This is a genomic window from uncultured Allobaculum sp. (assembly GCF_948576815.1).
GTDB lineage: Bacteria > Bacillota_I > Bacilli_A > Erysipelotrichales > Erysipelotrichaceae > Allobaculum > Allobaculum fili.
In genome coordinates this window covers 40792-63740 of the sequence record NZ_CAPAEZ010000001.1, presented here as the reverse complement: position 1 = coordinate 63740, position 22949 = coordinate 40792, and the positions used below count along the sequence as shown (strand labels likewise).

Annotated in this window: 17 protein-coding genes, 1 pseudogene and 1 riboswitch; of the genes and pseudogenes, 6 read left to right on the top strand and 12 right to left on the bottom strand. The window is 50.2% G+C overall.

Features of this window, described 5'->3' with window-relative positions:
- Nucleotides 1-107: 107 nt before the first annotated feature.
- Nucleotides 108-209: riboswitch (TPP riboswitch) on the bottom strand.
- A gap of 193 nt (nucleotides 210-402) precedes the next feature.
- The 7 genes and pseudogenes from Q2J39_RS00285 to Q2J39_RS00255 all read right to left on the bottom strand — a co-directional run bounded on the left by Q2J39_RS00285 (nucleotide 403) and on the right by Q2J39_RS00255 (nucleotide 10373).
- Nucleotides 403-1116 (bottom strand): zinc metallopeptidase, encoded by a 714-nt coding sequence (locus Q2J39_RS00285; RefSeq protein ID WP_230267120.1) that lies wholly within the window; start codon nucleotides 1114-1116, stop codon nucleotides 403-405.
- 196 nt (nucleotides 1117-1312) lie between these two features.
- Nucleotides 1313-3337: a ferrous iron transport protein B gene (feoB, locus tag Q2J39_RS00280; protein WP_230267121.1), complete on the bottom strand. Its 2025-nt coding sequence runs from the start codon at nucleotides 3335-3337 to the stop codon at nucleotides 1313-1315.
- A complete protein-coding gene (locus Q2J39_RS00275) occupies nucleotides 3327-3554 on the bottom strand; it encodes a FeoA family protein (RefSeq protein WP_288338715.1) in 228 nt (75 codons plus the stop codon). Before Q2J39_RS00275 ends, feoB begins: the two co-directional genes overlap by 11 nt.
- A gap of 184 nt (nucleotides 3555-3738) precedes the next feature.
- Complete coding sequence (locus Q2J39_RS00270) at nucleotides 3739-5175, bottom strand: hypothetical protein (protein WP_288338714.1); 1437 nt, start codon at nucleotides 5173-5175, stop codon at nucleotides 3739-3741.
- A gap of 1007 nt (nucleotides 5176-6182) precedes the next feature.
- Nucleotides 6183-7997 (bottom strand): annotated as a pseudogene (gene nrdD / locus Q2J39_RS00265) (anaerobic ribonucleoside-triphosphate reductase); the annotation flags it as partial.
- Nucleotides 7998-8855: 858 nt separating this feature from the next.
- On the bottom strand, nucleotides 8856-9230 hold the full coding sequence (locus Q2J39_RS00260; protein WP_230267125.1) for an ATP cone domain-containing protein: 375 nt from the start codon (nucleotides 9228-9230) through the stop codon (nucleotides 8856-8858).
- A 540-nt stretch (nucleotides 9231-9770) separates the two neighbouring features.
- Nucleotides 9771-10373: a LexA family transcriptional regulator gene (locus Q2J39_RS00255; RefSeq protein ID WP_230267126.1), complete on the bottom strand. Its 603-nt coding sequence runs from the start codon at nucleotides 10371-10373 to the stop codon at nucleotides 9771-9773.
- Between the two features lie 132 nt (nucleotides 10374-10505).
- Here Q2J39_RS00255 and dinB point away from each other — a divergent pair, with 132 nt between their 5' ends.
- Nucleotides 10506-11768, top strand: coding sequence for a DNA polymerase IV (gene dinB, locus Q2J39_RS00250; RefSeq protein WP_230267127.1), 1263 nt, complete (start codon nucleotides 10506-10508; stop codon nucleotides 11766-11768).
- Complete coding sequence (locus Q2J39_RS00245; RefSeq protein ID WP_230267128.1) at nucleotides 11765-12076, top strand: hypothetical protein; 312 nt, start codon at nucleotides 11765-11767, stop codon at nucleotides 12074-12076. The genes dinB and Q2J39_RS00245 overlap by 4 nt, the downstream gene beginning before the upstream one ends.
- Before the next feature lie 248 nt (nucleotides 12077-12324).
- On the opposite strand, the gene Q2J39_RS00240 is transcribed toward Q2J39_RS00245, so the two are convergent.
- Nucleotides 12325-13188 (bottom strand): hypothetical protein, encoded by an 864-nt coding sequence (locus Q2J39_RS00240; RefSeq protein ID WP_230267129.1) that lies wholly within the window; start codon nucleotides 13186-13188, stop codon nucleotides 12325-12327.
- Nucleotides 13189-13679: 491 nt separating this feature from the next.
- Here Q2J39_RS00240 and uraA point away from each other — a divergent pair, with 491 nt between their 5' ends.
- Nucleotides 13680-15011 (top strand): uracil permease, encoded by a 1332-nt coding sequence (uraA, locus tag Q2J39_RS00235; RefSeq protein ID WP_230267130.1) that lies wholly within the window; start codon nucleotides 13680-13682, stop codon nucleotides 15009-15011.
- 126 nt (nucleotides 15012-15137) lie between these two features.
- Entirely contained in the window at nucleotides 15138-16451 is a 1314-nt protein-coding gene (locus Q2J39_RS00230) for a hypothetical protein (protein ID WP_288338713.1), read from the top strand.
- A 61-nt stretch (nucleotides 16452-16512) separates the two neighbouring features.
- On the opposite strand, the gene Q2J39_RS00225 is transcribed toward Q2J39_RS00230, so the two are convergent.
- Nucleotides 16513-17592, bottom strand: a complete 1080-nt coding sequence (locus tag Q2J39_RS00225; protein ID WP_288338712.1) for a PLP-dependent aminotransferase family protein — start codon at nucleotides 17590-17592, stop codon at nucleotides 16513-16515.
- Between the two features lie 282 nt (nucleotides 17593-17874).
- Between Q2J39_RS00225 and Q2J39_RS00220 the strand changes: the two genes are divergently transcribed.
- On the top strand, nucleotides 17875-18435 hold the full coding sequence (locus Q2J39_RS00220; RefSeq protein ID WP_230267133.1) for an ECF transporter S component: 561 nt from the start codon (nucleotides 17875-17877) through the stop codon (nucleotides 18433-18435).
- A gap of 275 nt (nucleotides 18436-18710) precedes the next feature.
- Here Q2J39_RS00220 and Q2J39_RS00215 read toward each other — a convergent pair whose 3' ends face one another.
- Together Q2J39_RS00215 and Q2J39_RS00210 are read right to left on the bottom strand one after the other, a co-directional pair.
- Nucleotides 18711-19559 carry a hypothetical protein gene (locus tag Q2J39_RS00215; RefSeq protein WP_288338711.1) on the bottom strand — a complete coding sequence of 283 codons (849 nt, stop codon included), beginning with the start codon at nucleotides 19557-19559 and terminating at the stop codon, nucleotides 18711-18713.
- A 12-nt stretch (nucleotides 19560-19571) separates the two neighbouring features.
- Nucleotides 19572-20822 carry a trypsin-like serine protease gene (locus tag Q2J39_RS00210; RefSeq protein WP_288338710.1) on the bottom strand — a complete coding sequence of 417 codons (1251 nt, stop codon included), beginning with the start codon at nucleotides 20820-20822 and terminating at the stop codon, nucleotides 19572-19574.
- Nucleotides 20823-21422: 600 nt separating this feature from the next.
- Here Q2J39_RS00210 and ispD point away from each other — a divergent pair.
- Nucleotides 21423-22106 (top strand): 2-C-methyl-D-erythritol 4-phosphate cytidylyltransferase, encoded by a 684-nt coding sequence (gene ispD / locus Q2J39_RS00205; protein ID WP_230267136.1) that lies wholly within the window; start codon nucleotides 21423-21425, stop codon nucleotides 22104-22106.
- Nucleotides 22107-22326: 220 nt separating this feature from the next.
- On the opposite strand, the gene Q2J39_RS00200 is transcribed toward ispD, so the two are convergent.
- Entirely contained in the window at nucleotides 22327-22947 is a 621-nt protein-coding gene (locus Q2J39_RS00200) for an ABC-2 transporter permease (RefSeq protein ID WP_288338709.1), read from the bottom strand.
- Nucleotides 22948-22949: the final 2 nt, after the last annotated feature.

Sequence of the window (22949 nt, the reverse complement as noted above, 5' to 3'; positions counted from 1 at the left end):
CTCCCCTGTCCATGCCGGTTTCCCGGAGCAGATCACAACCTTTCTCATTTCCACCCATTTCAACAAAAAACAGGAAAACCCAGAACGGATTTTCCTGCAAAAAGTCAACGGTCGACTGGTCAGCTTCCTACGGCGGCATAATCCGCATCAGGTTCCAGGGTCGAAGCCGGACTTCCTCTCAGCTCTTTTGAGCTCCCCTGCTGTTTTGTTGAAATGGTACAAGCTTTTTCTAAAACACACAGCCGAGTCTGTCAATTCCTGAGGCAGACCAGAAGGCAATTCCTTCCGGCTTCGTCAGGAAAGCGTACAAAGAAGCCAGAAGAAAAACGATCCCCGAAGGAATCGCGAAAATCGAAATGGAGAACAAGAAATCCATTTCTGAAAGCAGAAACTGGAAAGCAATCAGCGATCGTCTCTGCGTCTGGCCATGCCGATATAGCGCATAACCTGAGCGAGAGAAACGAAAACGCTGGCGACATATGTGCTGGCTGCCGCAACCAGAACTTTTTTGGCTCCCTCATAATCGCTCTTTGTGAAAGCCGGATCGGTCTTGAGCGTGTTCAGCGCTCTCGAACTGGCGTTAAATTCGACCGGCAGGGTGACCAGACCAAAAAGCAGGGAAAGGGAGAACAGGATAATGCCCGCCCACATCAGACCGGTCACATCAAGAAGCAGACCGAGAATGAACAGAGGAATCGCCGCAGAAGAGCCGATGTTGACGATCGGAACGAGTGCGGAACGAATCCGGTTGGGCAGATAATGTCGGGCATCCTGAATGGCGTGTCCCGCTTCATGGCAGGCGACGCCGACCGCTGCAGCCGAATAATTGTCATACGTCGAATCCGAAAGGGAAAGGACTTTGGTGACCGGATTGTAGTTGTCGGTCAGATTGCCCGCAATGCGGACAATGCGGACATTGCTTAAACCGTTATGGTCGAGAACATAACGGGCCGCCTGAGCGCCGGACATGGTGGAGGGAACCCGGGAATATTTTCTGAATGTGGACTGCACCCATAATGAAGCCAGCAGCGCCAGCAGCATGGCGGCCAGAACCCACAGATAGCCCGGATCAATGCCGTACCATCCGCGGTAGCCGTAAGAATAAGGATAGAACATAGATGACTTCCTTTCCGGCTCCGGGCAAAGCCAGAGCCTTTATGACAACTCTACAACATCTAGGAATAAACAAGAACGGACGGACCTGAAAGAATGTCCGCCCGTTTAAGGCATTCAAAAGAAAACGGAAGCAAATGCCGGAAAAGCCAAAACCTCAGAGCCGGCAGAAACGATCTGCCGCTTTCCGCCGTATGGCCTAGTGAATGAACAGAGAGCCGATCTGATAGACCAGTGTGGTAACGACCCAGGCGACCGCGAACTGGAAGCCGGCGCTTTTGAGCATGAAAAGCGTGGACCTGGATTCCTTGCGGATCGTCGAAAGGGCAGCGACGCACGGAATATAGAGCAGGCAGAACAGCATCATGCAATAGGCGTTGAGCGGGCCAAAGCCGATGGAGAGCAGTTCCTGATGAAGCACCTGCATGCCGCCAAAACTGGTGACGTTGGCAATGCCAAACAGAACCGCAATGGAGCTGACGACAACTTCCTTGGCGGAAAGACCGGCGATCAGAGCGACCGCGATCTGCCAGAAGCCAAGGCCGCACGGAATCAGAATCCAGGACAGGCCGTGGCCGAGGATGGCCGCAAAAGAAGTCGCGATGTCATCGGTATAGCCGCTCATGGAGAAATGCATCAGCAGCCACAAAGCGATCGAAGCGATGAAGATCGTCGTGCCGGCTTTCGTCAGGAAGTCTTTGACTTTTTCCCAGACATAAATGAATACTGTATGGAAACTCGGCATTTTATATGCAGGCAGTTCGATCAGCAGCGGATACTCGTTTTGTTCGCCGTCCATCTTGTGAAGAATCCAGGCCAGAAGCAGGGCCATGCCGATGCCGATCAGATACAGCGAGTAGGCCGCCCACATGGCGTGATCCGGAAAGAACATGCCGGAAAACAAAATGTAAATCGGAAGCTTGGCGGAACAGCTCATGAACGGCGTCAGCAGCATGACCCGTTTACGATCCCGTTCACTTTCGAGCGCACGGCTGGCCATGATAGCCGGAACCGTACAGCCAAACCCAAGAACCATCGGGATAAAGGCACGGCCGGAAAGACCGATCTTTTCCATGATCTCGTTCATGACATAGGCGACGCGGGCCATATAGCCGGAGTCTTCCAGAAAGGCCATAGCCAGAAAAAGAATCGTGATATTGGGCAGGAAGGTCAGAATGCCGCCGACACCCGAAATGATGCCGTCGCAGATCAGATTGATAAGCCAGTCGGAGGCGTGAACGCCCGTTAACAGGCTTCCGATCCACTGGGTAAACAAATCAATGCCTTCCTGAAGATAACCGGAAAGATAATCGCCCAGTGTGAAGGTGAGCGCAAAGACAAGGGCCATCATCAGCAGGAACAGGACGACGCCCCAGAATGGACGCGTTACAAAATCGTCCACTTTCGAAGAAAACTGATCCGAGCGATCTTTGCCCAGAAGCACCTCGTTTTTGATTTCCGCGATGCGATCGTATTTTTGATTGACGATCGAATTGGCTTCCTGACCATCCACAATGGAGGAAAGATCCAGCGGATATTCCGCCTTGATCTGCGGATCATCCATCAGCAGGGAAATGGCGGTCCACCGTTTTCTGGGCGTATCTGCGGGAAGCAGGCTTTCGATCCTGGCGATCTTGCTTTCAATGTCATCCGAATAAATCATGACGTGATCCCGCTGGCGTTCGCAGTCGATTTCCAGCGGCATATGGTTTGGCGCATGATTGTCCTCGTTCTGGTGCAGTGCGGCATGCAGCAGCGTCTTTAAGCCGCGCTTTTTTCTGGCGATGACCGGAATCACCGGGATGCCCAACAGCTCCTGCAGGCGGTGCAGGTCCAGATCAATGCCGCGCTTTTCGACAATATCCATCATGTTTAAAGCGAGAACGAGCGGCTTATCCATTTCGAGCAGCTGCAAAGTCAGATACAGGGAACGCTCCAGTGAACTGGCATCCGCTACATCGACTACGACGCTGACTTCATCCGACAGAATGAACTGTCTCGATACCTGTTCTTCCATCGTGAAAGAATTCAGAGAATAGGTTCCGGGCAGATCGACCAGACGGATCTGCTTGCCATGAGATGAAATTGCGCCTTCCATGCGCTCCACCGTAACACCCGGCCAGTTGGCTACTTTCAGATTGGCGCCGGTATAGGCGTTGAACAAAGTCGTTTTTCCACAGTTAGGATTTCCAATGAATCCAATCGTTAAATCGTTATTGATCATAGCTCACCTGAATGTTCTCGGTGATCGTCGGACCCAGTGCAAAGCGGGTACCACGCAGGTCAATGATCATCGTTCCTTTTCCTTTACGCTGTAAAACCGTGATTCGGGTACCTGGAATCATTCCCAGCGCCTGAAGACGCAAAGCGGTTTTGGAGTCGAGATGAAATTCTTCAACGGTAACCGACTGGTCTGCAGGAACGGAATTTAAAGTCTTCATAATTCACTTCCTTTTTTGACGTTCTCATTATAGCGTGAAAAAGTAAGTCGGGGATAACTGTGCCCCTGTCCAGAAAAAAGAAATGAATTCAAAGATACGGCAAAAAGAAAGAGAGCGCTTTGAATAAGCGCTCTCTTAGACTCTTTCGTTTAACGAGAAATTTTAAGAATCGAGATATTCAGGACTATTTTTTTTCAGGAGCTGGTGCCTTAGCGTAGATCAGGTCGCCTTCGTTATGTTCCCAGTTCCATCCGTTGTTAGCCAGGAAGTCTTTTTCCTTGTCAGCCAGAGTGTAGTGGTGACGGCCGGCACGTGTTTCGTTCGGGTTGTACAGACGATGGATTACGTGTTCGTTTTCAGCAGCAGTAGCCCACTTTTCGCCTTCGTTCTTCCAACCGCTCTTTTCGAGGAATTCGATTTCTTTCGGGTTCTTAGTGTAGTGGTGTTCGCCGGAGTTCTCGTCGTACATACGTGTCATCTTGGTTGCGCCAGGGAGATCGCCCTTCGGAGCAATCCAGGCTTCGCCTTCAGCGTTCCATCCGTTTGCAGACAGGAAGTCGTATTCTTTCTTGTTGGCTGTGAACAGGTGTTCACCGTTGTTCGGGTTGTAAGCACGGTACATAACCTGATCGAGGTCAGCATAAGCGTCTTTCAGATCCTTAACGGCTTTGTCTACTTCATCCTGAGTAGCGTCTTCTTTGTCGAGGACAGCCTTAGCTGCTTTGTAAGCTTCGGTGAATGCGCCATAAGTTTCAGGGTTCAGCGAATCGTCGCCTTCTGGTGTAGTTTCAGCGAGATCTTTGTTGGCTTTCACTGCGTTTTCAAGTTCAGTCTTATCAACTTCGTCGCCTTCGTCATCTTTAACCAGAGCAGCTTTTGCGTTGTTGATTGCAGCGGTAGCAGCATCAACTTCTGCCTGTGTAGCATCTGCTTTGTCAACAATAGCCTGACCAGCAGTTACTGCATCCGTGTAAGCTTTCCAGCTGTCTGCGGTGTAGTCAGTTGCTTCGCCTTCTGGTTTAGCGGCAATGGCAGCTTTCAGAGCGTCTTTGTTAACGGTAACTGGAGTTTCGTCTTTCTTTTCCAGACCAGCTACTGCAGTTTCGAGAGCTGTTTTAGCTGCATCGATTTCATCCTGCAGAGCATCTTCATCAGCATTTACATCTTCAGCGTTTCTCAGAGCATCAGCGTATGCATCCCAGCCAGCTTTATAGTCTTCTTCTTTGGTAACTTCGGCTTTTGCATCAGTGATGGCTTTGTCCAGAGCCGTGTGATCACCTACGAAGTCGAGATAATGAACAGCATCAACCAGATCGGACCATGCAGCGTTGATTTCAGTAGTAGTCGCCTCAGCTTTACCAGCTACTTCTTCAGCTTTAGCAAGTTTCGTATCAAGGTTGTCTTTTACTGTTTTTACAACATTGGCATAAGAAGCAGCTTCTTTAGCTGCCTTAGCATATTTGATAGCATCATTCAGCAGAGCTTTGGTATCCACTCTTGTTTCGCCGCTTGTCTGAGCACCAGAATCGGTTTCACCAGCTGCAAGAGCAGTGATTGGAGTCATGGCCATAGAAATGGAGGCAGCAACAACAAGGAATTTGCCTAAACTTCTGTGTTTCATTTCTTATTTTCTCCTTTGCATAGTGCAGAACCATCGGGCAGTCAGCCTTTTGGATCCTGCAGAGTTTCGCCGTCTGACTCACGCCAGACAGAGAATTGCGCATACAATTTAACACCACGAGAAAATCATTCCAGATAGTCGGTCTTCCAGACAGAGGGTGATGCATCCAGAAGCGCGGGCAAGCGCCAGAGGAACCTGAAGAACAGAAAGCGGAAGAATGAGTCTGAAGAATTCTTTCGGGCAGAGAAGACATCAGCCAGATCCACGCCAGTCATCGCATCAGGCAGTTCCTGAAATCTGCATTCGGGCAGAACAGATCAGAGGAAGAGAACACCAGTTCCTGAATAAAAGAGAGGACTAAAAAGAATGCGGTGTTGAACCGACGTTAAAACTGTAAATCCTGCAGTTCTTTTTTTCTTTGCATTAAATGAGCGTCATCTTGAAATAACTGGCCTTTGTGGAAAGCGCTTAACCGGCGCCTCAAAATAAAAGGCCATTCGAACGCATCATGAAACCACGATATTCAACATGGCAGCTATGTAAAGAAAGCAGGCATACATCGGAAATGCCTGCTCCCATTCTATACGGGTTTTGAAGCAAGTGAAATACATTCTTAAAAAGAAATGAATGTTTTTGCGGTTTTTTTCTCTTTACAAAGGAGGAAAATGTATGTCTTTACATAATGTTTTCCCTTTAGGGACAGTTCGAGTGTGATTTTTGACTCTCAGGAAAGAATGCGGGAAAAGAAAATGAAAATTTCTTTTTCGAGGAAGCGAAACTTTCGCGTAAAGCGGAAGTCCGAAGTGTCGGCCATCGAAAATCGCGTACTGAAGAAAACGGTAAATTCGAACGAATCTCGCAAGGAAAAACCAAAGAAAAATGCCTGCAGGATACGGCCCTGCAGGCATGAAATTCAGAAGATTTTTAAGGTTTCCCTTCCATCCCGTATCTTTTCAACTGGAGCTGATCTGCTCTGATCGATCGGATTGGGATTTCCGGTCTGGCGATTAAAGATGGGTTACGCGTTCCTTGATTTCCTGGGTACGGCCCTGGTTCCAGAACTGGGTGCCGATGTATCCGCAGGTACGACGGGCAACGTTCATCTTGGACTGATCGGTATTGCCGCAGTTCGGGCACTTCCAGATCAGCTTGTGGCTTTCGTCCTCAACGATTTCGATTTCGCCGGAATAGCCGCATTCCTGGCAGTAGTCGGATTTGGTGTTGAGCTCGGCATACATGATGTTGTCATAAATATGCTGGATGAGCGCCATAACCGCCTGCAGGTTGTTCTGCATGTTCGGTACTTCGACGTAGGAGATGGCTCCGCCTGGAGACAGTTTCTGGAACTGCGCCTCGAAGGTCAGCTTGTCGAAGGCATCGATCGGTTCGGTAACGTGAACGTGATAGGAGTTGGTGATGTAGCTCTTGTCGGTTACGTGCGGGATGATGCCGAAACGGTCCTGCAGCTTCTTGGCGAAGCGGTAGGTCGTCGATTCCATCGGGGTGCCGTACAGAGAGAAGTCGATGTTGGTTTCAGCTCTCCATTTCGCGCAGGCAGCATTGAGGTATTCCATGATGCGCTTGCCGAATTTTGTGCCGACTGGATCGGTGTGGGAAACGCCGGTCATGTACCATACGGCTTCGGAAAGTCCGGCATAGCCAAGGGAGATCGTGGAGTAGCCGCCGAAGAGCAGCTTGTTGATGGTCTCGCCTTTTTTCAGACGGGCCAGCGCGCCGTTCTGCCAGAGGATCGGAGCCACGTCGCTTGGCGTATCGAGCAGACGGTTGTGACGGATCATCAGGGCGCGGAAGCAGAGATCGAGACGTTCGTCAAAGATGCGCCAGAATTCTTCGTAGTCGCCTTTGGAAGAGCAGGCAACGTCAACGAGGTTGATGGTGACAACGCCCTGGTTGAAACGGCCGTAGTACTGCGGTTTGCCTTCTTCGTTTACATACGGTGTAAGGAAGGAACGGCATCCCATAGCCGGGTAGCAGTGGCCTTCGCCGTTTACGTCGATTTTGAGCTTAAGCATCATCTTTTCGGAGATGTAGTCCGGTACCATGCGTTTCGCGGTGCATTTAGCGGCGAGCTGCGTCAGGTAGTAGTACTTGCTGTCCGGATGGATGTTGTCTTCTTCGAGAACGTAGATCAGTTTCGGGAAAGCCGGAGTGATGTAGTGGCCGGTTTCGTTTTTAACACCGAGAATTCTCTGCTTGAGAACCGCTTCGATGATGGAAGCCAGGTCCGCTTTGGTCTGCGGATCTTCCACTTCATTGAGGTACATGAAGACGGTGATGAACGGAGCCTGACCATTTGTAGTCATCAGGGTGATGACCTGATACTGGATGGTCTGTACGCCCTTTTCGATTTCCTTCTGGACGCGCATTTCTGCGATTTCGTTTACGGTTTCGTCATCCGAAGGCAGGTTCATGGCGTTCAGTTCGTCGCGTACTTCCGCACGGGCTTTCGCACGGGAAACGGCTACGAACGGAGCCAGGTGAGAGAGGGTGATCGACTGACCGCCGTACTGGGAGCTGGCCACCTGCGCGATGATCTGTGTTGCAATGTTGCATGCGGTGGAGAAGCTGTGCGGTTTTTCGATCATGGTTTCGGAAATAACGGTTCCGTTCTGAAGCATGTCCTCCAGGTTGACCAGGCAGCAGTTGTGCATGTGCTGGGCAAAGTAGTCGGAATCATGGAAATGAATCAGTCCATTGTCGTGGGCTTCCATGATGTCGTGGGGGAGCAGGAAGCGGCGAGTGATATCCTTGGATACTTCACCGGCCATATAGTCACGCTGAACAGAGTTTACTAATGGGTTTTATAGCGATAGGTAAGGCTTTGATGCGATCTCTGCCTTTTCCCCCGCTTCACACCGTGCATGCGGCTTTCACCGCACACGGCGCTCCATCGATGCGTTCCGTTTTCCTTCGGTTTCGGCTTTTCTCTCTGGAAGAACCGCCGCCCGGAAAGGGAGTCTGAATAAAATGTTTTGAAATCCGGCTTGAAAAGTCGGAAGAAGGTGCATCGACTTGAGGTCATCGCTCGCTCTTCCATTACAGAAGAGGTCATCGCTGCGGCCTCGGCTTTTGGGCAGCAGTTTGGCGGCTTATTGTTCTTCGCCCGCCTCCCGGAGGCTGCTGCTTTTCTGTGTTCCCCGTTTTCTATCCGTGCATACAGACTTAGGTTTTTGCTATGGACCTGCCGGCTCGATCAGACCCGCCGCCTCCATTGAGGCTTCGTCTGATACGGACGTTCATACAAACAATTCTTACTTGTCCGCACCGGCGCGCGTATCGCGCCTGCGCATTTCTGCGCCGGAAAACTGTAGATCCGTACATTCGCAAATTCGTCAGCACCGTCTGGTGCATTCTGACCATATCTGTTTTATGGACTTCCGGCCTATGGGCTGCGCTCCGCGAGGCGGAGGTTTCGCTCTGCAAAAAGCAGGCTGCGGCAGCTGTCGGCCGACTTTACCGGGCTTCATACCCCGGATTTCAAACCTGGCGGCGCAGGATCTGTTCACTTCCTGGCCTTTTGAAATCCGGCGCATGCCGGAGACTTAAAGAGAATTTCTGCGGGCTGTTGGGGCCGGCAGAAATTCTTCAAAAACGGAGTTCATCACAATGTTCGAAATGTATCTGTTCGAACGTCTTTTTGTGATGTCTGATCTTTTCAATCAGAAACGCATCGCACTGTTTGAATTTTCCTGTTTTACTTCTTCGTTATTTCTCTCCAGCAGAGACATGATCTGCTGGTCGGTCGAGTTGGTTTTGCGTACGAGAGCACGCTCGTAGCGGTAAGTGATGTAGTTCTTGGCAACGGCGTAGAAACCATGGCTCATCAGAGCGGCTTCAACCATGTCCTGGATTTCCTCCACGCCGGCAGCGCGGTGGAGATTCTCACACTTTTCAGCAACCAGAGCGCTGACCTCAAGAATTTCTTCTTCGGTCATCTGTCCGTGAGTCGTTGCTTTGTTGGCTTTGCGGATGGCGTTTTCGATTTTCGAAACGTTGAAGATGACTTCTTCGCCGCTTCTCTTAATTACTTTCATTGGCTGTGTTTTCTCCTTTCTGAAAATTTGAAATAAATTCAATGAACGCTTCCTCTGGGGAAGACGTTTTATACAACTGGTGTTTCTAAAAAAGTTCAAAAGCCTCACGATTCGGCCGGAGTGCCGATCTCGCGGGGTTCACGGACAAGTATAAGCACGAAAAATCGCAAGAGAAAGCGGCAAGTCTTCATTTTCTTAAAAAGATAAACGATCCCACAATTTGGAATGACACGCCAAAATTGCCTTAAAATTCACAAAAATGGCGTTCTGCTGGCGCAAAACGCCGGCTTTTTGCCGTTTTCGGGCTTCGCTATACCTTTGGTGAATAAGCGAAAGATAAAGGGGCAAAAGCAGTAATGCGGCAAGCTTAATGGCATATTAAAAATATAGCTAAATCAAGCCCCTATAATATATGGTAAAAAGCCAGCGAAATATGGGAAAAAAGAACGGCTGAGCGCAGGGCTTCCGAAAACGGAAACCATCGCTCAGCCGTGTCTGTCTAAGAATTGAATAACCTGAAATTTACCCGATTTGACGCCTCTAAAGCTCAGTTCTGGAGTAAAGAGCCTGTCCGACAATTCGAACGGGAATATCCATGACTTCCTGCATGGAATAGACACGGGGTTCAACTTCGTCGTTGGCGGGCTGGAGAATCCAGTAGTTGTTTTTCTTGATCAGCTTCTTAACCGTTACTTCCTCCTCTCCGATCAGAAAAACGCCGATTGCCCCCGACGGAAGGTCAACGCATTTGCGGATGTAAAGAAGGTCGCCCTCATGAATGTGAGCGCCTTTCATGGAATCGCCGCGAACCCGCAGAAAATAGTCGCCGCGATTGTAATCCTCTTCTGAAACTTTGACGTAATCGACAATATTTTCATCGGCCAGAAGCCCGTAGCCGGCTTTGACCTCGCCAAGAATCGGGCGCGTATACGCATAGCGGGCTACGCTTGTCATCTCGTCAAAATCAATGTGAAGCATCTCGCTCAGCTTCTCGAGCGCTTCGGGCGTAATTTTCCGGATCTTTCCGCTGCACCAGCGGGAAACGGTGGAGCGGGTTACGCCGCAGTAGTCGGCAATATAGTCATTTGTTACATTGTTCTGGTTTTTAAATTCAGTAAGGATCTGTGGAATATTCGGTTTCATGTCTATAGTATAGCATTGTTCGCGCAAGATAGGCGCAAAGGTGAAATATATTTCTAAGTTTCATGGTGCGTAAAAGCGCAAAAAGTGCGTAAGCAAGTTGAAAAGATGCCTGTTTATTTCTATACTGAGCCTATGAAACGAGTCATTGTTCACAGCGATATAAATCACTGCTATGCCCAGATTGAAGAAATGCTTCGCCCTCAACTGCGCAACGTACCGATGGCTGTGGGAGGCAGCGAGGAAAAACGAAACGGGATCATCCTGGCCAAAAACGATCTGGCCAAGGCCAAAGGCATCAGGACGGGGGAATCTCTGCGGGAAGCCAGACGGAAGTGTCCGGATCTGCTGATTATTCATCCAGACTATGACGCATATATTTACTATACGGAGAAGATTAAAGATATTTACCGTAGATATACGGACCGGGTGGAGTCCTTCGGTCTGGACGAGGCCTGGATCGATCTGACGCATTCGCAGCGTCTTTTTGGAGACGGCATCGATCTGGCACGACGGATTCAGGATGAGGTCTTTGAGACGTACGGCATTACCGTCAGCATGGGCGTTTCCTTCAACAAGATTTTCGCCAAACTGGCCAGCGACCTGCTCAAGCACAAGGGGTTTGTGGTCGTTACGGAAGACGATTTTAAGGAATTCATATGGCCGCTTCCGGCGGAAGATCTGCTCATGGTCGGATCGCGCACACGCAAAAAGCTGAACGAGATGCGCATCTTTACCATCGGCGATCTGGCCAAGGCGTCTCCCGAGCGGCTCACTCGCCGATTTGGCGTAATGGGCGGTCTGCTCTGGAACTATGCCAACGGGTTCGATCAGAGCGAAGTGCATCTGAACGGCTACAAGCGGCCGGTCAAGTCGGTCGGCAATTCCAAGACGGTGGTTCATGACATTACATCCATAGCGCAGCTGCAGGAAGTGTTCCGGGTTCTGAGCGAATCCATCGCGGCCAGACTGCGCAACGATCACATGAAATGCAATCGCATCAGCATTTCTCTTCGTTCCACGGAACTGAAAACGAAAGGCTGTCAGAAAAAGCTCGTACGCCTGACGGATCTGGCCAGCGACATTCTCGAGGCGGCCATGCAGCTGACGGCGTCTTTGAAACTGGAAGAAATCTGTCTGCGTTCGGTCGGCATTTCGGTAAGCGGTCTGTGTCAGGATGCCGGGTTTGATCAGGGCGACCTGTTCATGGATCTGGAACAGATCGACCGTCAGCGCAAAATGGAACAGGTTCTTTACGACATTCGGGTTCGCTACGGCTACGATGCCTGCCGCATGGCTTCGAGTCAGGTCGATGCGAAGCTGACGGACTTTGATCCGCTCGGTCTCCTTCATAATGTGCATCCCATTGCCCCGCTAGACGGGCCGATTGAAGTATGAAGTACTACAAATACTACGTCGATGTGGTGACGCTGATTCTTCAGGACGGCGCATTGCGGCCGCTGTTTGTCTGCTGGGACGGTCATCGCTATAAAGTCGACAAAGTGCTGTCGGTCAGGGAAATGTATTCCAAAGCCGGCGGATGCGGCATCTGCTATCTCTGCAAAATGCAGGGACAGATGCGCAAGCTGTACTGGGAAAGAAACCGATGGTTTCTCGAATCGGAAATTTTTGTGCCGGGCCATCAGGAGGCGCCGCTCACGGCAGACAAAGCGTCCGGTTCCGGTCGTACCGGTTCCGGCCGATAGCGATGCAGCCCGACGGCATAGCGCGCTGGGATCGATCTGGAAAGACTTTCGAAGAGCGAAAGAAGAACCAGAACGCTTTCGAAGAGAAGACTGGAAAGAACAAAGAACGAAAAAACGAGAATTTCGGAAAAGAACGGCGACAACGAGACGAGATGGAAAAAGACGGCAGACCGCCTGGATCACCTGGATCAGGCAAGAACTGCCGTCTTTTTGCATTTTTCTTGGGGGATGGATTTCGGACTGCGGGATCAGTCTGGACTGTCTTTTCCATCGCTGTCTGCTTCGGGGTGGACAGAAGGGGAAACCAGAATTTCGCGCGAAGCCGAAGGCGTGAGCTCTTCGGAAAGAATAAACGTTCTTGATGGATCGATTACCGGTTCGAGTTCGTCGAACGGCGCTTCTTCTGGAACGGCGATATCCTGCGGTTCCGTTTCAAAGCCGGACGGTCGCAGGAACGCGGCCATTTCCTGTTCGTCCCAGGTGCGGGCGGCGCGAAAGACATCGCGCACGATCTGCATTCTGGGCGAAGGGACGCCTTCTTCATAAATTAAAAGTGCGTCCGCAAGCAGGTGACTGTTGAGAAGAACGTGAAAAACAAACGGATCCTGCGTGGGCTGCAGTTTTCCTCTGGCGCCCAGAACGATCGGGCGCTCAATCATGGAAAGCGAGGGAGCCAGTCCATCTGGGTCGTTCAGGAGTTTTTCCAGCCGGTCGATCCAGACGGCTTTCAGACAGTTTTCGCCTTTGAGAATGCTCAGCGCGTGAAAGGCCATCTGATACTGACGGATGAGAAGCGCTTTGCACTGTCGGGGGCTCAGTCCCCGGCTTCGAAAATCCGAAGCGTGCCGGCGTGCGAACGATTCGGTTAACGGATGCGCCGCCAGCCGTGCGGCCTGACGGACGCTTTTCGCACTCCAGCGGGCGTCGCTGGCTTCGAGCTTTTTCATGAACGCGGCTTCGGAAAGCGCGCAGCGCCGGCAGATCGTTTCACGCAGCGTGTCGAGTTCCTTCTGATCCAGATGGGAGGAGGCCGCAAAGCGATAGAAGCGTGCGGGATGGCGAAGCGGACCTTCGGTGCTGGAAAGCCGCCTTGCGATGTCTTCTTTGCGCATGAGTCCTCCTTTCCATGAATCGTCTGACGCAGACTATCGATATTTGAATGGAATCGTATGCGGGCAGATCTCTGAAAAAACTATAATCGACAGGCAAAGTTCTGCTCCATATTTTTGCCGCAAATTTCCGGAGAAAACCGAAAGCAGCTCGCGCTTTCCGGAAAGCCGTCTGGCCGGTTCGAACGGGGCGGCCCGGGAAAAATAAATCGATTTCGAGGTTAAGCGCTTGCCCGATTCGGATACAAAAAAGGGACGATAATTATTGCTTTGAAAAGCGATAATATTTTTGGATTACCGGCCAAAATGGTATAAAGTATCGAAGAAACGATAAGAACCCGCCTGTTCAGCCCTTCGTTTGCGAAGGGTGGAAAGCCGAAATGATGAACCCGTCCGAGAATTTGCAGATCTCTGTGAATCTTTGAGCGACTCATACGGCGCAGGCGGTTTTTATTGGGATATGATTCTGATAAAAGAGGAGGAGCTTTGTAACCATGGCTAAGAAAATTATCCAGGTTGAAGAGAAGGTTCCAGGCAGACTGCTTTTCCCGCTTTCCCTCCAGCATCTGTTTGCGATGTTTGGAGCGACTGTACTGGTTCCGTTTATCTTCAACATCAACCCGGCCATCGTTCTGTTCATGAATGGCGTGGGTACCCTGATGTACATTGCGATCACCAAGGGAAAAGCGCCGGCTTACCTTGGCAGTTCGTTCGCGTTTTTAGGACCGGCACAGATCATCATCGCCAAGTGGGGCTATTCCTACGCCCTTGGCGGATTTGTTGCGGTCGGCTTTCTCGGATGCATCATCGCGTTCATTATCAAGAAGTTTGGAACGAAATGGATTGATATTGTACTTCCCCCGGCGGCGATGGGTCCAGTTGTTGCTCTGATCGGTCTTGAACTGGCCGGCAGTGCAGCCAGCACCGCGGGTCTGGTCGGCGATGCCGTCAGCGCCCATAACATTATTATTTTCCTGGTAACCCTCGGCGTGGCCATCATCGGCAACGTCTGCTTCCGTAAATTTTTCTCGATTATCCCGATTCTGATTGCGGTTGTCTGCGGCTATCTCACAGCAGTATGCCTGGGCGATGTGGATTTCTCTCCGGTTATGCAGGCCAGCCTGTTCCAGATGCCGAATTTTCAGTTCCCGAAATTTGAATGGGGCGCGATTCTGACGATGCTGCCCGTACTGCTCGTTATCACTTCCGAGCACGTTGGTCATCAGATCGTCACCAGCCAGATTGTCGGCCGCGACCTGATCAAGGATCCGGGTCTCGATCGTACGATTTTCGCGGATAACTTCTCGACCATGATTTCCGGTCTCGTTGGGTCGGTTCCAACAACGACCTACGGCGAAAACATCGGCGTTATGGCGCTGACCGGCGTCTACTCCGTCTACGTTATTGGCGGTGCCGCGGTTCTCTCCATTCTCTGCGCCTTTATCGGTCCGCTCTGCGCACTGATTCAGTCCATTCCTTCCGCAGTGATCGGCGGCATTTCCTTCCTGCTTTACGGTATGATCGGCGTTTCCGGTCTGCGTATTCTCATCGATGAGAAAGTGGATTACTCCAACACCGTAAACATGATTCTGACCGCTGTTGTCTTCGTAGTCGGCCTGTCCGGCGTAACAATCACGCTTGGCGATGTCAGCCTGTCCGGCATGGTTCTGGCTGCAATGACCGGCATTCTGCTGTCGCTTCTGTTCTTCATCTTCGACAAGTGCCACCTGCTCAACGAAAGCTCCCGCGAGCCGCAGGATGAAATGAAGGTTCTTGACGAAGTCATCGCAGAAGAAGACGCGCACAAAGCCGAAGCTGCAAAATAGTCCGCCTCATTTCAATTGAATAGAAAACGGCCCAAAGCCGTAAAAAGAAAACCCCGCATGGATTTGCGGGGTTTTCTTCTGGGCAAATGGATGAAAAGAAATCACTACGGATGGAAAAATAAAGCCATGAATACTCGAGAGATTACCAATCTGACGATTGAAGAAAAATTTGAAGTGACCATTTCGCTGATTTTTCTTGGCGTTGGTCTGCTCTGTCTGTTCTTTCCGCAGATCAGCGCGGATTCCATCATGATCAGCGCCGCCATTCTGACGAGTGCATCTGCCGTTCTGCTTCTGTATCAGGCGATTCGCTACCATCGCACGATGGATCTGCTCAAGGCGCTGGCCGCCGGCATTCTGGCCGGGGTGTTCTGGAGCTGGAGGGCAGAAGGCGTGCGGATCGTCTGTCTCGTCTTTGCGATTTACATATTCGCGATCAGCGTGATCGTCGCGCTTGAAGGCGTCTTGGATCTGCGCGAAAAGTCGAAAACCGGATGGAGCTTTATTCTGTTCGGTCTCGGTGACTTTCTGATCTGCCTGTTCGCGCTGCTGCTGTATACGCGCGATCCGTCTTTAGTGCAGCGTCTGAGCGGCGTCTATCTGGTCTGGCAGGCGATTCAGATGTTTGTCGAACTGTACGTCTTTCATCATCACAAAGGTTCGCGTGCCTGGTCCTTTCGCCGCTGGAGTTCGCTGCCGGTTTATCTGGTCGCCGTCGGTCCAAGCCTTGTTCTGCGCTATGCGCGAAAAAAGAATCTGAGTAAAAAGGCGTTCACTTCGGTAGCCAATAAAAACGACGACCCCGTCAACCTGCGCGTCTTTATCCATTCCGGTCTGAAAGGCGACAAGCAGTTTGGTCATATGACCTTTTCCTACAAAGGCGTCATGTTTTCGTATGGCAACTACGATCAGGAAGACGAAAAGCTGTTTCGTACGTTTGGTCCGGGCATTCTGTTTACCGCACCGGCGGATATTTACGTCAACAACAGCTGCGTCTATGAAAATTCGATTCTGTTTGAATACGGTCTGCACTTAACCTCAGAACAGGAGGAGCATCTCGTTTCGCTTTTAAAGGACGTCTTCAAGCCGGCCTATCGCTGGTACAGTCCGCTCTTTCAGGGGCCGGTGACAAAAGAGCGCTTCAAGACGTACGAATCCGATTATGCCAGCCGCCTGGAATGGAGAACCGGCGCGAAGTTTTACAAGTTTCGCACCGGCATCTGGAAAACCTACTGGGTTTTAGGCCGCAACTGTTCGCTGTTTGCCTCCGATCTGCTGCATCAGATCGACTCGTCCATCGTCATTCCGCGCGGCATCAACACCCCGGGCGAATATTTTGAATACTTTGAAGAAGCCATTCAGGACCCCGACAGCAACGTCATCTGCCAGTCCTGGCATTCCGCTTCCGATCCCGACACGCTTTATCCGGCAGCCCTGTAAAGACAGGGCTGTTTTTTAATCGGCAATTCGGCGATGGGGGCATCCTTGAGGGCGTGGACGCTTATTTTCCGGCTTTTGGACCTTTCTCTTTCTGCTTTCGTCTTCGGCGGGCGATCAGCCGCTCAAAGCTGCCGCTTTCAATGAATTCCGCCAGCGTGTACTGATCGAGCATTGTTACCGTGCAGGCCAGCCCCTGCGCCGCTTTTCGATAGCGTTCCTGCAAATGGGCGGGAAGAACCATATAGGCCAGACGCAAAGAGGACGACAGCGATTTGGAAAAGGTGTTGATGTAGATGACTTTTTCCTGCGCATCCTGCGCATACAGCGTCTGCAGCGCCGGTCCGTTCTGGAAAAATTCAGAGTTGAAGTCATCTTCAATCAGATAGCCGCTCTTTTCGGCAATCCAGCTGAGGTAGCGCTTGCGCCTCGATGCACTGGCGACGATGCCGCCGGGATAGCTCGAAAAGGGCGATACCTGCAAAAACTGGGCAGAGGAGTTTTGCAGGGCGTCGGGCTGAATGCCGTTTTCATCCAGCGGCAGAGGATGGAGCGTTGCGGACATGGAGGCGTAAATATTTCGCATGGCGGGATAGCCGGGCGCTTCAAAGGCCACGTGAAATTCGCCTGCGAACATACGGGCCAGCAGAACGTACAGATCCTGCGCGCCCGAGGCGATGACGATCTGATCGGGATGCACCTGCAGATGGCGGCTGTTGTGCAGATAGAGCGCGATGACGTTGCGCAGTCTGGCACTGCCCCAGGCGGGAGATGTCTGCATCAGATAGTCCTGATCGCGGCTCATGACCAGGCGCATCGTTTTAAACCAGAGCGAGGAAGGAAAATCCGGATCGCTCTTTTTTTCATCCGGCGCCAGCAGATGCATCTGAAAGTTTTCCGGGCGGTTTCGACGGTTCCCTTCCGAAACGAAGACGCCTTTGCGCTCCCGGGTTTCCACGTAGCCTTCCTGTTCGAGCAGATCGAGTGCCTGTTCGACGGTAGAAAGGGAGACGTCCAGATCCATTGCCATCGTCCGTTTGGACGGAAGACGGGTGTGTTCGGGGAAATGGCCGGACTCAATATCCTGGCGAAGATGGAAGTACAGGCTCTGAGCGAGCGGTTTTTTGAGGGGGTAGCTAATCATCTGGTCTGCTCCTTTATTCTTTTTCTGAACCTTTTGATCAGTTCAGATCTGAGTATACTAAACGCATGACCGGCCAATCCATGAGAATATCCATACAGAAGCAATCGTCGACGCATGGATCCTGTACGGCATGTAAAAAAGATCCCTTTGTCTGTTTTGCGGCACAACCGTGCCGCAAAACAGACAAAGGGATCCGTTCGATCGCTTTAACGCAGATCTATGATCCATCCCAAAGGACTGTGCAAAATGCAGACAGTCCCCATAAGAAAGAAGGTCTTTTCCATGCATCTTTCCACCCCCGCAAAATCCAGTACGGCCCGTCCGTTTTCCGTTCTCTGGCTGACTACCTGTGCCATGTTCATGGCGCTGACCATTATGCTCTCAAGCTTTGGTGTTCCCGTTCCGGGCGGCAAGCTGTACCTTTGCGACATCGCGATTACGACCGCGGCCATCCTGCTTGACCCCCTTGGGGCCATGCTGGTGGGAGGCATCGGTTCCTTTTTAGGCGATGCCATCTTCTATCCCGCTCCGATGTTTGTTTCACTGGTCGTTCACGGCCTGCAGGCGTTCGTGATCAGCTGGTGCGCCCACAACCTGTTTAAGAACAAACCGTTTTACGGCGCTTTAGTCGGCGTGATTCTGGGCTGCATCATTCTGGTCGGCGGCTATACGCTGGGCAAAATCTACGTGTATTCCAACTTTGAAACGGCCATGCTGAAAATGCCGTATGAAATTGCGCAGGGCGTTCTCGGCGCAAGCTGCGGTCTGCTGCTGACGTACGGCATGGGCCTGCGCAAAATCTTCATGCATATGGCCTCCCGCTCACACGCTTCCCGGATCTGATCGAAAGAGGGGACAGCGTGTACATTGGCGATGTGTATTCGCTATATAAAACGGAATATTGCCCGTTTTGAAATACTGTTATTCCTGGAGCCTCCTTGAGGCTCTTTTTTCACCCAGAACGAGCAGGCAGCGCAAAAAAAGAGCTCGCTTTTCAGGAACTCTTTTCTGTAATGCATTATAAAGCCGCGGCTTTCTGCTTTCTAAAGGATCGATGGATCTGTTTTGTCCCTTAGAAAGAAAAGGGGACGAAGCCATCGGATTTGAGGAGTTTTTTCTTAAAGGGGAATTTCTTCCATGCTGTACCAGGCGATGTCTTCCTGCTTCCAGCCGAAACGGTTCAGAGCCTCGTATTCATCGTGGCTGGTCGTAAAATGATGTGCACCGCTTTTTGCATTCGGGTTGTAGACGCGATAAAGTGGTGTAGACGATCCGGCAGCGGAATGGAAAGCGATGCCTTCATCGTTCCAGCCCAGTTTGACCAGCCGTTCTTTTTCCTGAACATCCGTTGTGTAGTGATGATCTCCGGCATTTGGATTATACAGTCTGTAGATCGCGTACGGACTTTCTTCCGGGGCAAGCCAGTGTGAGGTTTCTTCTTTCCAGCCGATTTTTCCAAGATAGTCTTTTTCCTTTTCGTCGCTGGTAAAGAAATGTTCGCCGCTGTTTGGATTATACAGACGGAAAACGGTATCGGTCGGGGCCGTAACATAGACGTACTGCTTTACATCAAGCGCAATATCCCGAACGACCAGTTTCTTGCCTGGAAAAGCCGCTTCCAGTTTTTTCATATCTTCTTCCGTATATTTCACATCGACATACACGTTGGTCGACCCTGGAGCGACCGCCTGCCAGTTGCCGGCCCCATCCATGGTAAAAACTTCGGGGTGATCGGGGATGACTTGCAGGCAACCTTCTACTTCTACGCCTTCAACCGGCTCAAGGGAAAACTCGATTTTCCCGTTTTCTTTCCAGTTTACAGTTTCGATGGATTCCAGATCGATGCTTTCCAACTGAGGAGTGATATCGATCTCTTCTTGTTCCCCTGCTGCCAGAACGGGTGTACCGCTTGCTCCAGCAGCAAGAAGCAGGGCTAAAGTACCTTGAAACAAAACGTTCTTCTTCATGTTGATTCCTTTCTAATTTCCATAGAAGACAATACCGTCATTCTGCCATCCGGTGGAGACAAGATAATCTTTTTCTTCTTCAGAAATAGTATATAAATGAGAACCTGTAGTCGCATTAGGATTGTATAAGCGATAGACTGGATAACCAGTTAAATCTGTTCCCCAAGCAATTCCTTCATAAAGCCAGCCTGAGTTTTCCAGGAAGGTACGCTCATTTTCGTTCATCGTGAACAGATGATCTCCGGCATTAGGGTTATAAAGCTGATATACGTTATAGCCGGCATCATTTCCAAACCATGCACAGTTTTCATATATCCAGCCAGCACTCATAAGCGAATATACTTCTTTTCCTTTGGCTGTATAGTAATGCTCTCCACTATTGGGGTTATATAGACGGAATACAGACTGAGTACGCATATTCCAAGATGAAATTGTTGAATATTTTTCATCATTGATACGAACTCCAAAATTTCCTGTATCTGATCCATATCCATGTACGCCTACAACCTGGTTTGACTGATTATAGATCGGGCTTCCGCTTTGGCCGCCCGTTGAATCAAGATCATAGTAAATGAAATCCTGTGTAAGAGATTTAATGCTTCCTGAGATTGTCCACATATTATGGGAACGAGTGACCGTTTGTACATCAGAAGGATATCCTGAGATGGAAATCTGGGTACTTGTCGAGAGGCTTTTACTTAGTGAAAGAGTACCGGTCTTATACCCAATAGGCTTTTCCAGTTTGATAATTCCAATATCATCCGATGTTTCCTCGTTTGATGTCCAATTGTTTGGGACAATGAGTCTAGATGCAACAGCGGATCCATAAGGGGTTTTTAGTTCTGTTTGACCAGGATAGACAGTTACTTCTTTTGCCCAGCCTCTTTCCAAATCGTAAAGACAATGAGCACTCGTCAGGACGGTATCTTCATCGATTAAGCAGCCAGAGCCCCTATAGTTTTTTTCTTCGCCCCCTTCTTCAAAAACCATGTTCAAAAATACAATGGATTTGAACGGGGCTACTTCTGTGTTTTCTACGAGAACACGATCGTCATTGCCAATAATGTTCTCTGCGTTTTCCAAAGTGCCTTGTGTTTTGGAAAGAGTTGTACCTTCGGATACGGGACCAGAACCATGCTCAGTATTATGGATATCCCAGGCTTTTGAATCATTTGAAGCTTGTTCTTGAGCGGCATAAGCGTTGATGGGCATAGCCAGTATTAATGCAGCACACATCAGGGAAGAAGCAAATTTCTTTCTCATATAATAATTTTCAGTACCTAACAAAGGAAACTAGTTCACTAGGGTTACCTGCGTCTCGAAAATAGTTCTCTCTATGCCAGCATGAAATCGTTCAATTCATTGGCTAATATCACGACAGGGTGACTATATAGAAAGAAAGACTGAACTTATTTAATGATTTTATTTTCTACCTTGTTATCCCTCCTGTTCTTTTTTGTAACAAAAGGGATTTGTCCATTTGATCCAGTAATAGGAATCGACACTTTAGTTGCTGATTGTCGATTTCTGGGGTTTTTACTGCATATCCACAAAATGAATGGATGCTAATACATTCGAGGAGAGGTATAGCCTTTGATTAGAATAAGCTGCCAGTTTCTTTGCTAATAGAATCCTTTCTTGGTTATAGTTTATGGCTGATGTATCCGCCTATCAAGATTAGAATTAAATTTTTAGACAGTTTAATATTTTTATACATTCATTTTGAAATTTTTAAAAGAAAACTACACCCCGTAAGGTGGACACGAAAGTGTGCCAGCCTATTTCTTTTACATGCTATAACTACCAGTATTGATAGTTTTCCTTTTGCATCTGCTCCATACTCTCTGCGTATACTGAGACTGTATGAACTATTCAGCCATCGTTTTAGCCGCCGGCAAGGGCAGCCGCAGCGGCCTTTCCTATAACAAAGTTCTCTATTCGTATCAGAACGAGCCCATTCTTATGCGCAGTCTGCGTCTTTTTCAGTCGGATCCCGACTGCCGGCAGATTGTTGTCGTATGCGCCCAGAGCGAGAAAGAAGAATTTGAGACACGCTTTAAATCGACAGGGTGTGAATTCGCGATCGGCGGAAAAGAGCGGCAGGATTCCGTTCTGGCCGGTCTGAAGAAGGTTCGTGAACCGTATGTGATGATCCATGACGGCGCCAGACCGTTTTGCACGCGAGCCCTGCTTGAACGGATTAAAACCGCGCTTCGCTATGCGCAGGGCGTCATTCCGGGGGTGGCTGTGACGGATACGATCAAGCAGGTGGATGAAAACGGCATGGTCATCGCAACGCCCGTCCGCTCCACGCTGCGCGCGGTGCAGACCCCGCAGGCCTTTGCGACCGAACAGATTCAAACGGCGCTGGAAATCGTGCGCGAAAAGCACTGGCAGGTCACCGACGATGCGCAGGCGATGGAACTGGCTTTGCAGATTCCCTCATATGGCGTGGAAGGCGATCCGGAAAACTTTAAAGTGACTTCCCGCCAGGATCTCGAACGGCTCGAAGAGCGTGAGAAATTTCGAATGGATGAAGCCGGCTGAAGCGCAGATCTGCAGAAATACCGAAATGCAGAAACGGGCTAGATCAGCCCAAGCTTCACGGTCTGGCGCGCTATCGCTTCGTTCAGCCGGTACGCATTTATAACAGAAACACAAAAAGAACCGTTTTTCAGACGGCCAGAGCCTGGATTTGAGGCTAAGGCGGTCAAAGGAAAAACGGTTCTTTTGTTTTTGAACAGCTAAAAAAGAGAACTGGGCGATCCTAAAATTCTTCTCTGGAAAGAAGCCGTCCGGAAAACCAGAAGGACAGACACAGAAGGCCAATACAGAGAAGGGTGGCGATTACGCCCAGAACCAGGGCGTGTGACAGGATTTTCTGAACAGCCTGGGGATGTTCCGTCAGATAATCCATGAGCCAGATGGAAGCCAGCGCAAGAAGAGCGACGGCGATCATCAGCGCCTGAGAAGCGGCCTGTTTAAACCGGATATAAAAAGGAATCAGAATCGCGGCAAGCAGAAGGCAGATGACGGAGGCAAGCCAGACGAGAAGAAGCAGTTCGTTCATCGACAGATCCCGCTGAAGACAGGCAATGCCAAAGCACACCGCCATGGTCATGGCCCAGCAGGCCAGCACAAACAGATACTTCTCGATCAGATAGTCCTTGCGGGAAAAGGGAAGCGTAAAGAGAAAGCGGGCGGATTTGCCGGAGACGCCTTCCAGTACGCGGCGCGTGGAGAGGATGGTCAGAAACAGCGGGAAGTAAAGAATCAGAAAAGAGGACTGGCCCGAAAACAGAAAGCATACGATCAGAAACGCCATCATGAGCAGAAACCGCTTCTGCGATTTGAACCAGATCCAGTCGGATGTCCATAAGCCTTTCATAA

Excerpts from the sequence above, each read along its gene's own strand:
- Q2J39_RS00230 (WP_288338713.1), top strand. The coding sequence starts at position 15,138 with ATGAATACTCGAGAGATTACCAATCTGACGATTGAAGAAAAATTTGAA.
- Q2J39_RS00260 (WP_230267125.1), bottom strand. The coding sequence starts at position 9,230 with ATGAAAGTAATTAAGAGAAGCGGCGAAGAAGTCATCTTCAACGTTTCG.
- feoB (WP_230267121.1), bottom strand. The coding sequence starts at position 3,337 with ATGATCAATAACGATTTAACGATTGGATTCATTGGAAATCCTAACTGT.
- uraA (WP_230267130.1), top strand. The coding sequence starts at position 13,680 with ATGGCTAAGAAAATTATCCAGGTTGAAGAGAAGGTTCCAGGCAGACTG.
- Q2J39_RS00270 (WP_288338714.1), bottom strand. The coding sequence starts at position 5,175 with ATGAAACACAGAAGTTTAGGCAAATTCCTTGTTGTTGCTGCCTCCATT.
- ispD (WP_230267136.1), top strand. The coding sequence starts at position 21,423 with ATGAACTATTCAGCCATCGTTTTAGCCGCCGGCAAGGGCAGCCGCAGC.
- Q2J39_RS00220 (WP_230267133.1), top strand. The coding sequence starts at position 17,875 with ATGCATCTTTCCACCCCCGCAAAATCCAGTACGGCCCGTCCGTTTTCC.
- dinB (WP_230267127.1), top strand. The coding sequence starts at position 10,506 with ATGAAACGAGTCATTGTTCACAGCGATATAAATCACTGCTATGCCCAG.
- Q2J39_RS00210 (WP_288338710.1), bottom strand. The coding sequence starts at position 20,822 with ATGAGAAAGAAATTTGCTTCTTCCCTGATGTGTGCTGCATTAATACTG.
- Q2J39_RS00285 (WP_230267120.1), bottom strand. The coding sequence starts at position 1,116 with ATGTTCTATCCTTATTCTTACGGCTACCGCGGATGGTACGGCATTGAT.
- Q2J39_RS00255 (WP_230267126.1), bottom strand. The coding sequence starts at position 10,373 with ATGAAACCGAATATTCCACAGATCCTTACTGAATTTAAAAACCAGAAC.
- Q2J39_RS00245 (WP_230267128.1), top strand. The coding sequence starts at position 11,765 with ATGAAGTACTACAAATACTACGTCGATGTGGTGACGCTGATTCTTCAG.
- Q2J39_RS00225 (WP_288338712.1), bottom strand. The coding sequence starts at position 17,592 with ATGATTAGCTACCCCCTCAAAAAACCGCTCGCTCAGAGCCTGTACTTC.
- Q2J39_RS00275 (WP_288338715.1), bottom strand. The coding sequence starts at position 3,554 with ATGAAGACTTTAAATTCCGTTCCTGCAGACCAGTCGGTTACCGTTGAA.
- Q2J39_RS00200 (WP_288338709.1), bottom strand. The coding sequence starts at position 22,947 with ATGAAAGGCTTATGGACATCCGACTGGATCTGGTTCAAATCGCAGAAG.
- Q2J39_RS00240 (WP_230267129.1), bottom strand. The coding sequence starts at position 13,188 with ATGCGCAAAGAAGACATCGCAAGGCGGCTTTCCAGCACCGAAGGTCCG.
- Q2J39_RS00215 (WP_288338711.1), bottom strand. The coding sequence starts at position 19,559 with ATGAAGAAGAACGTTTTGTTTCAAGGTACTTTAGCCCTGCTTCTTGCT.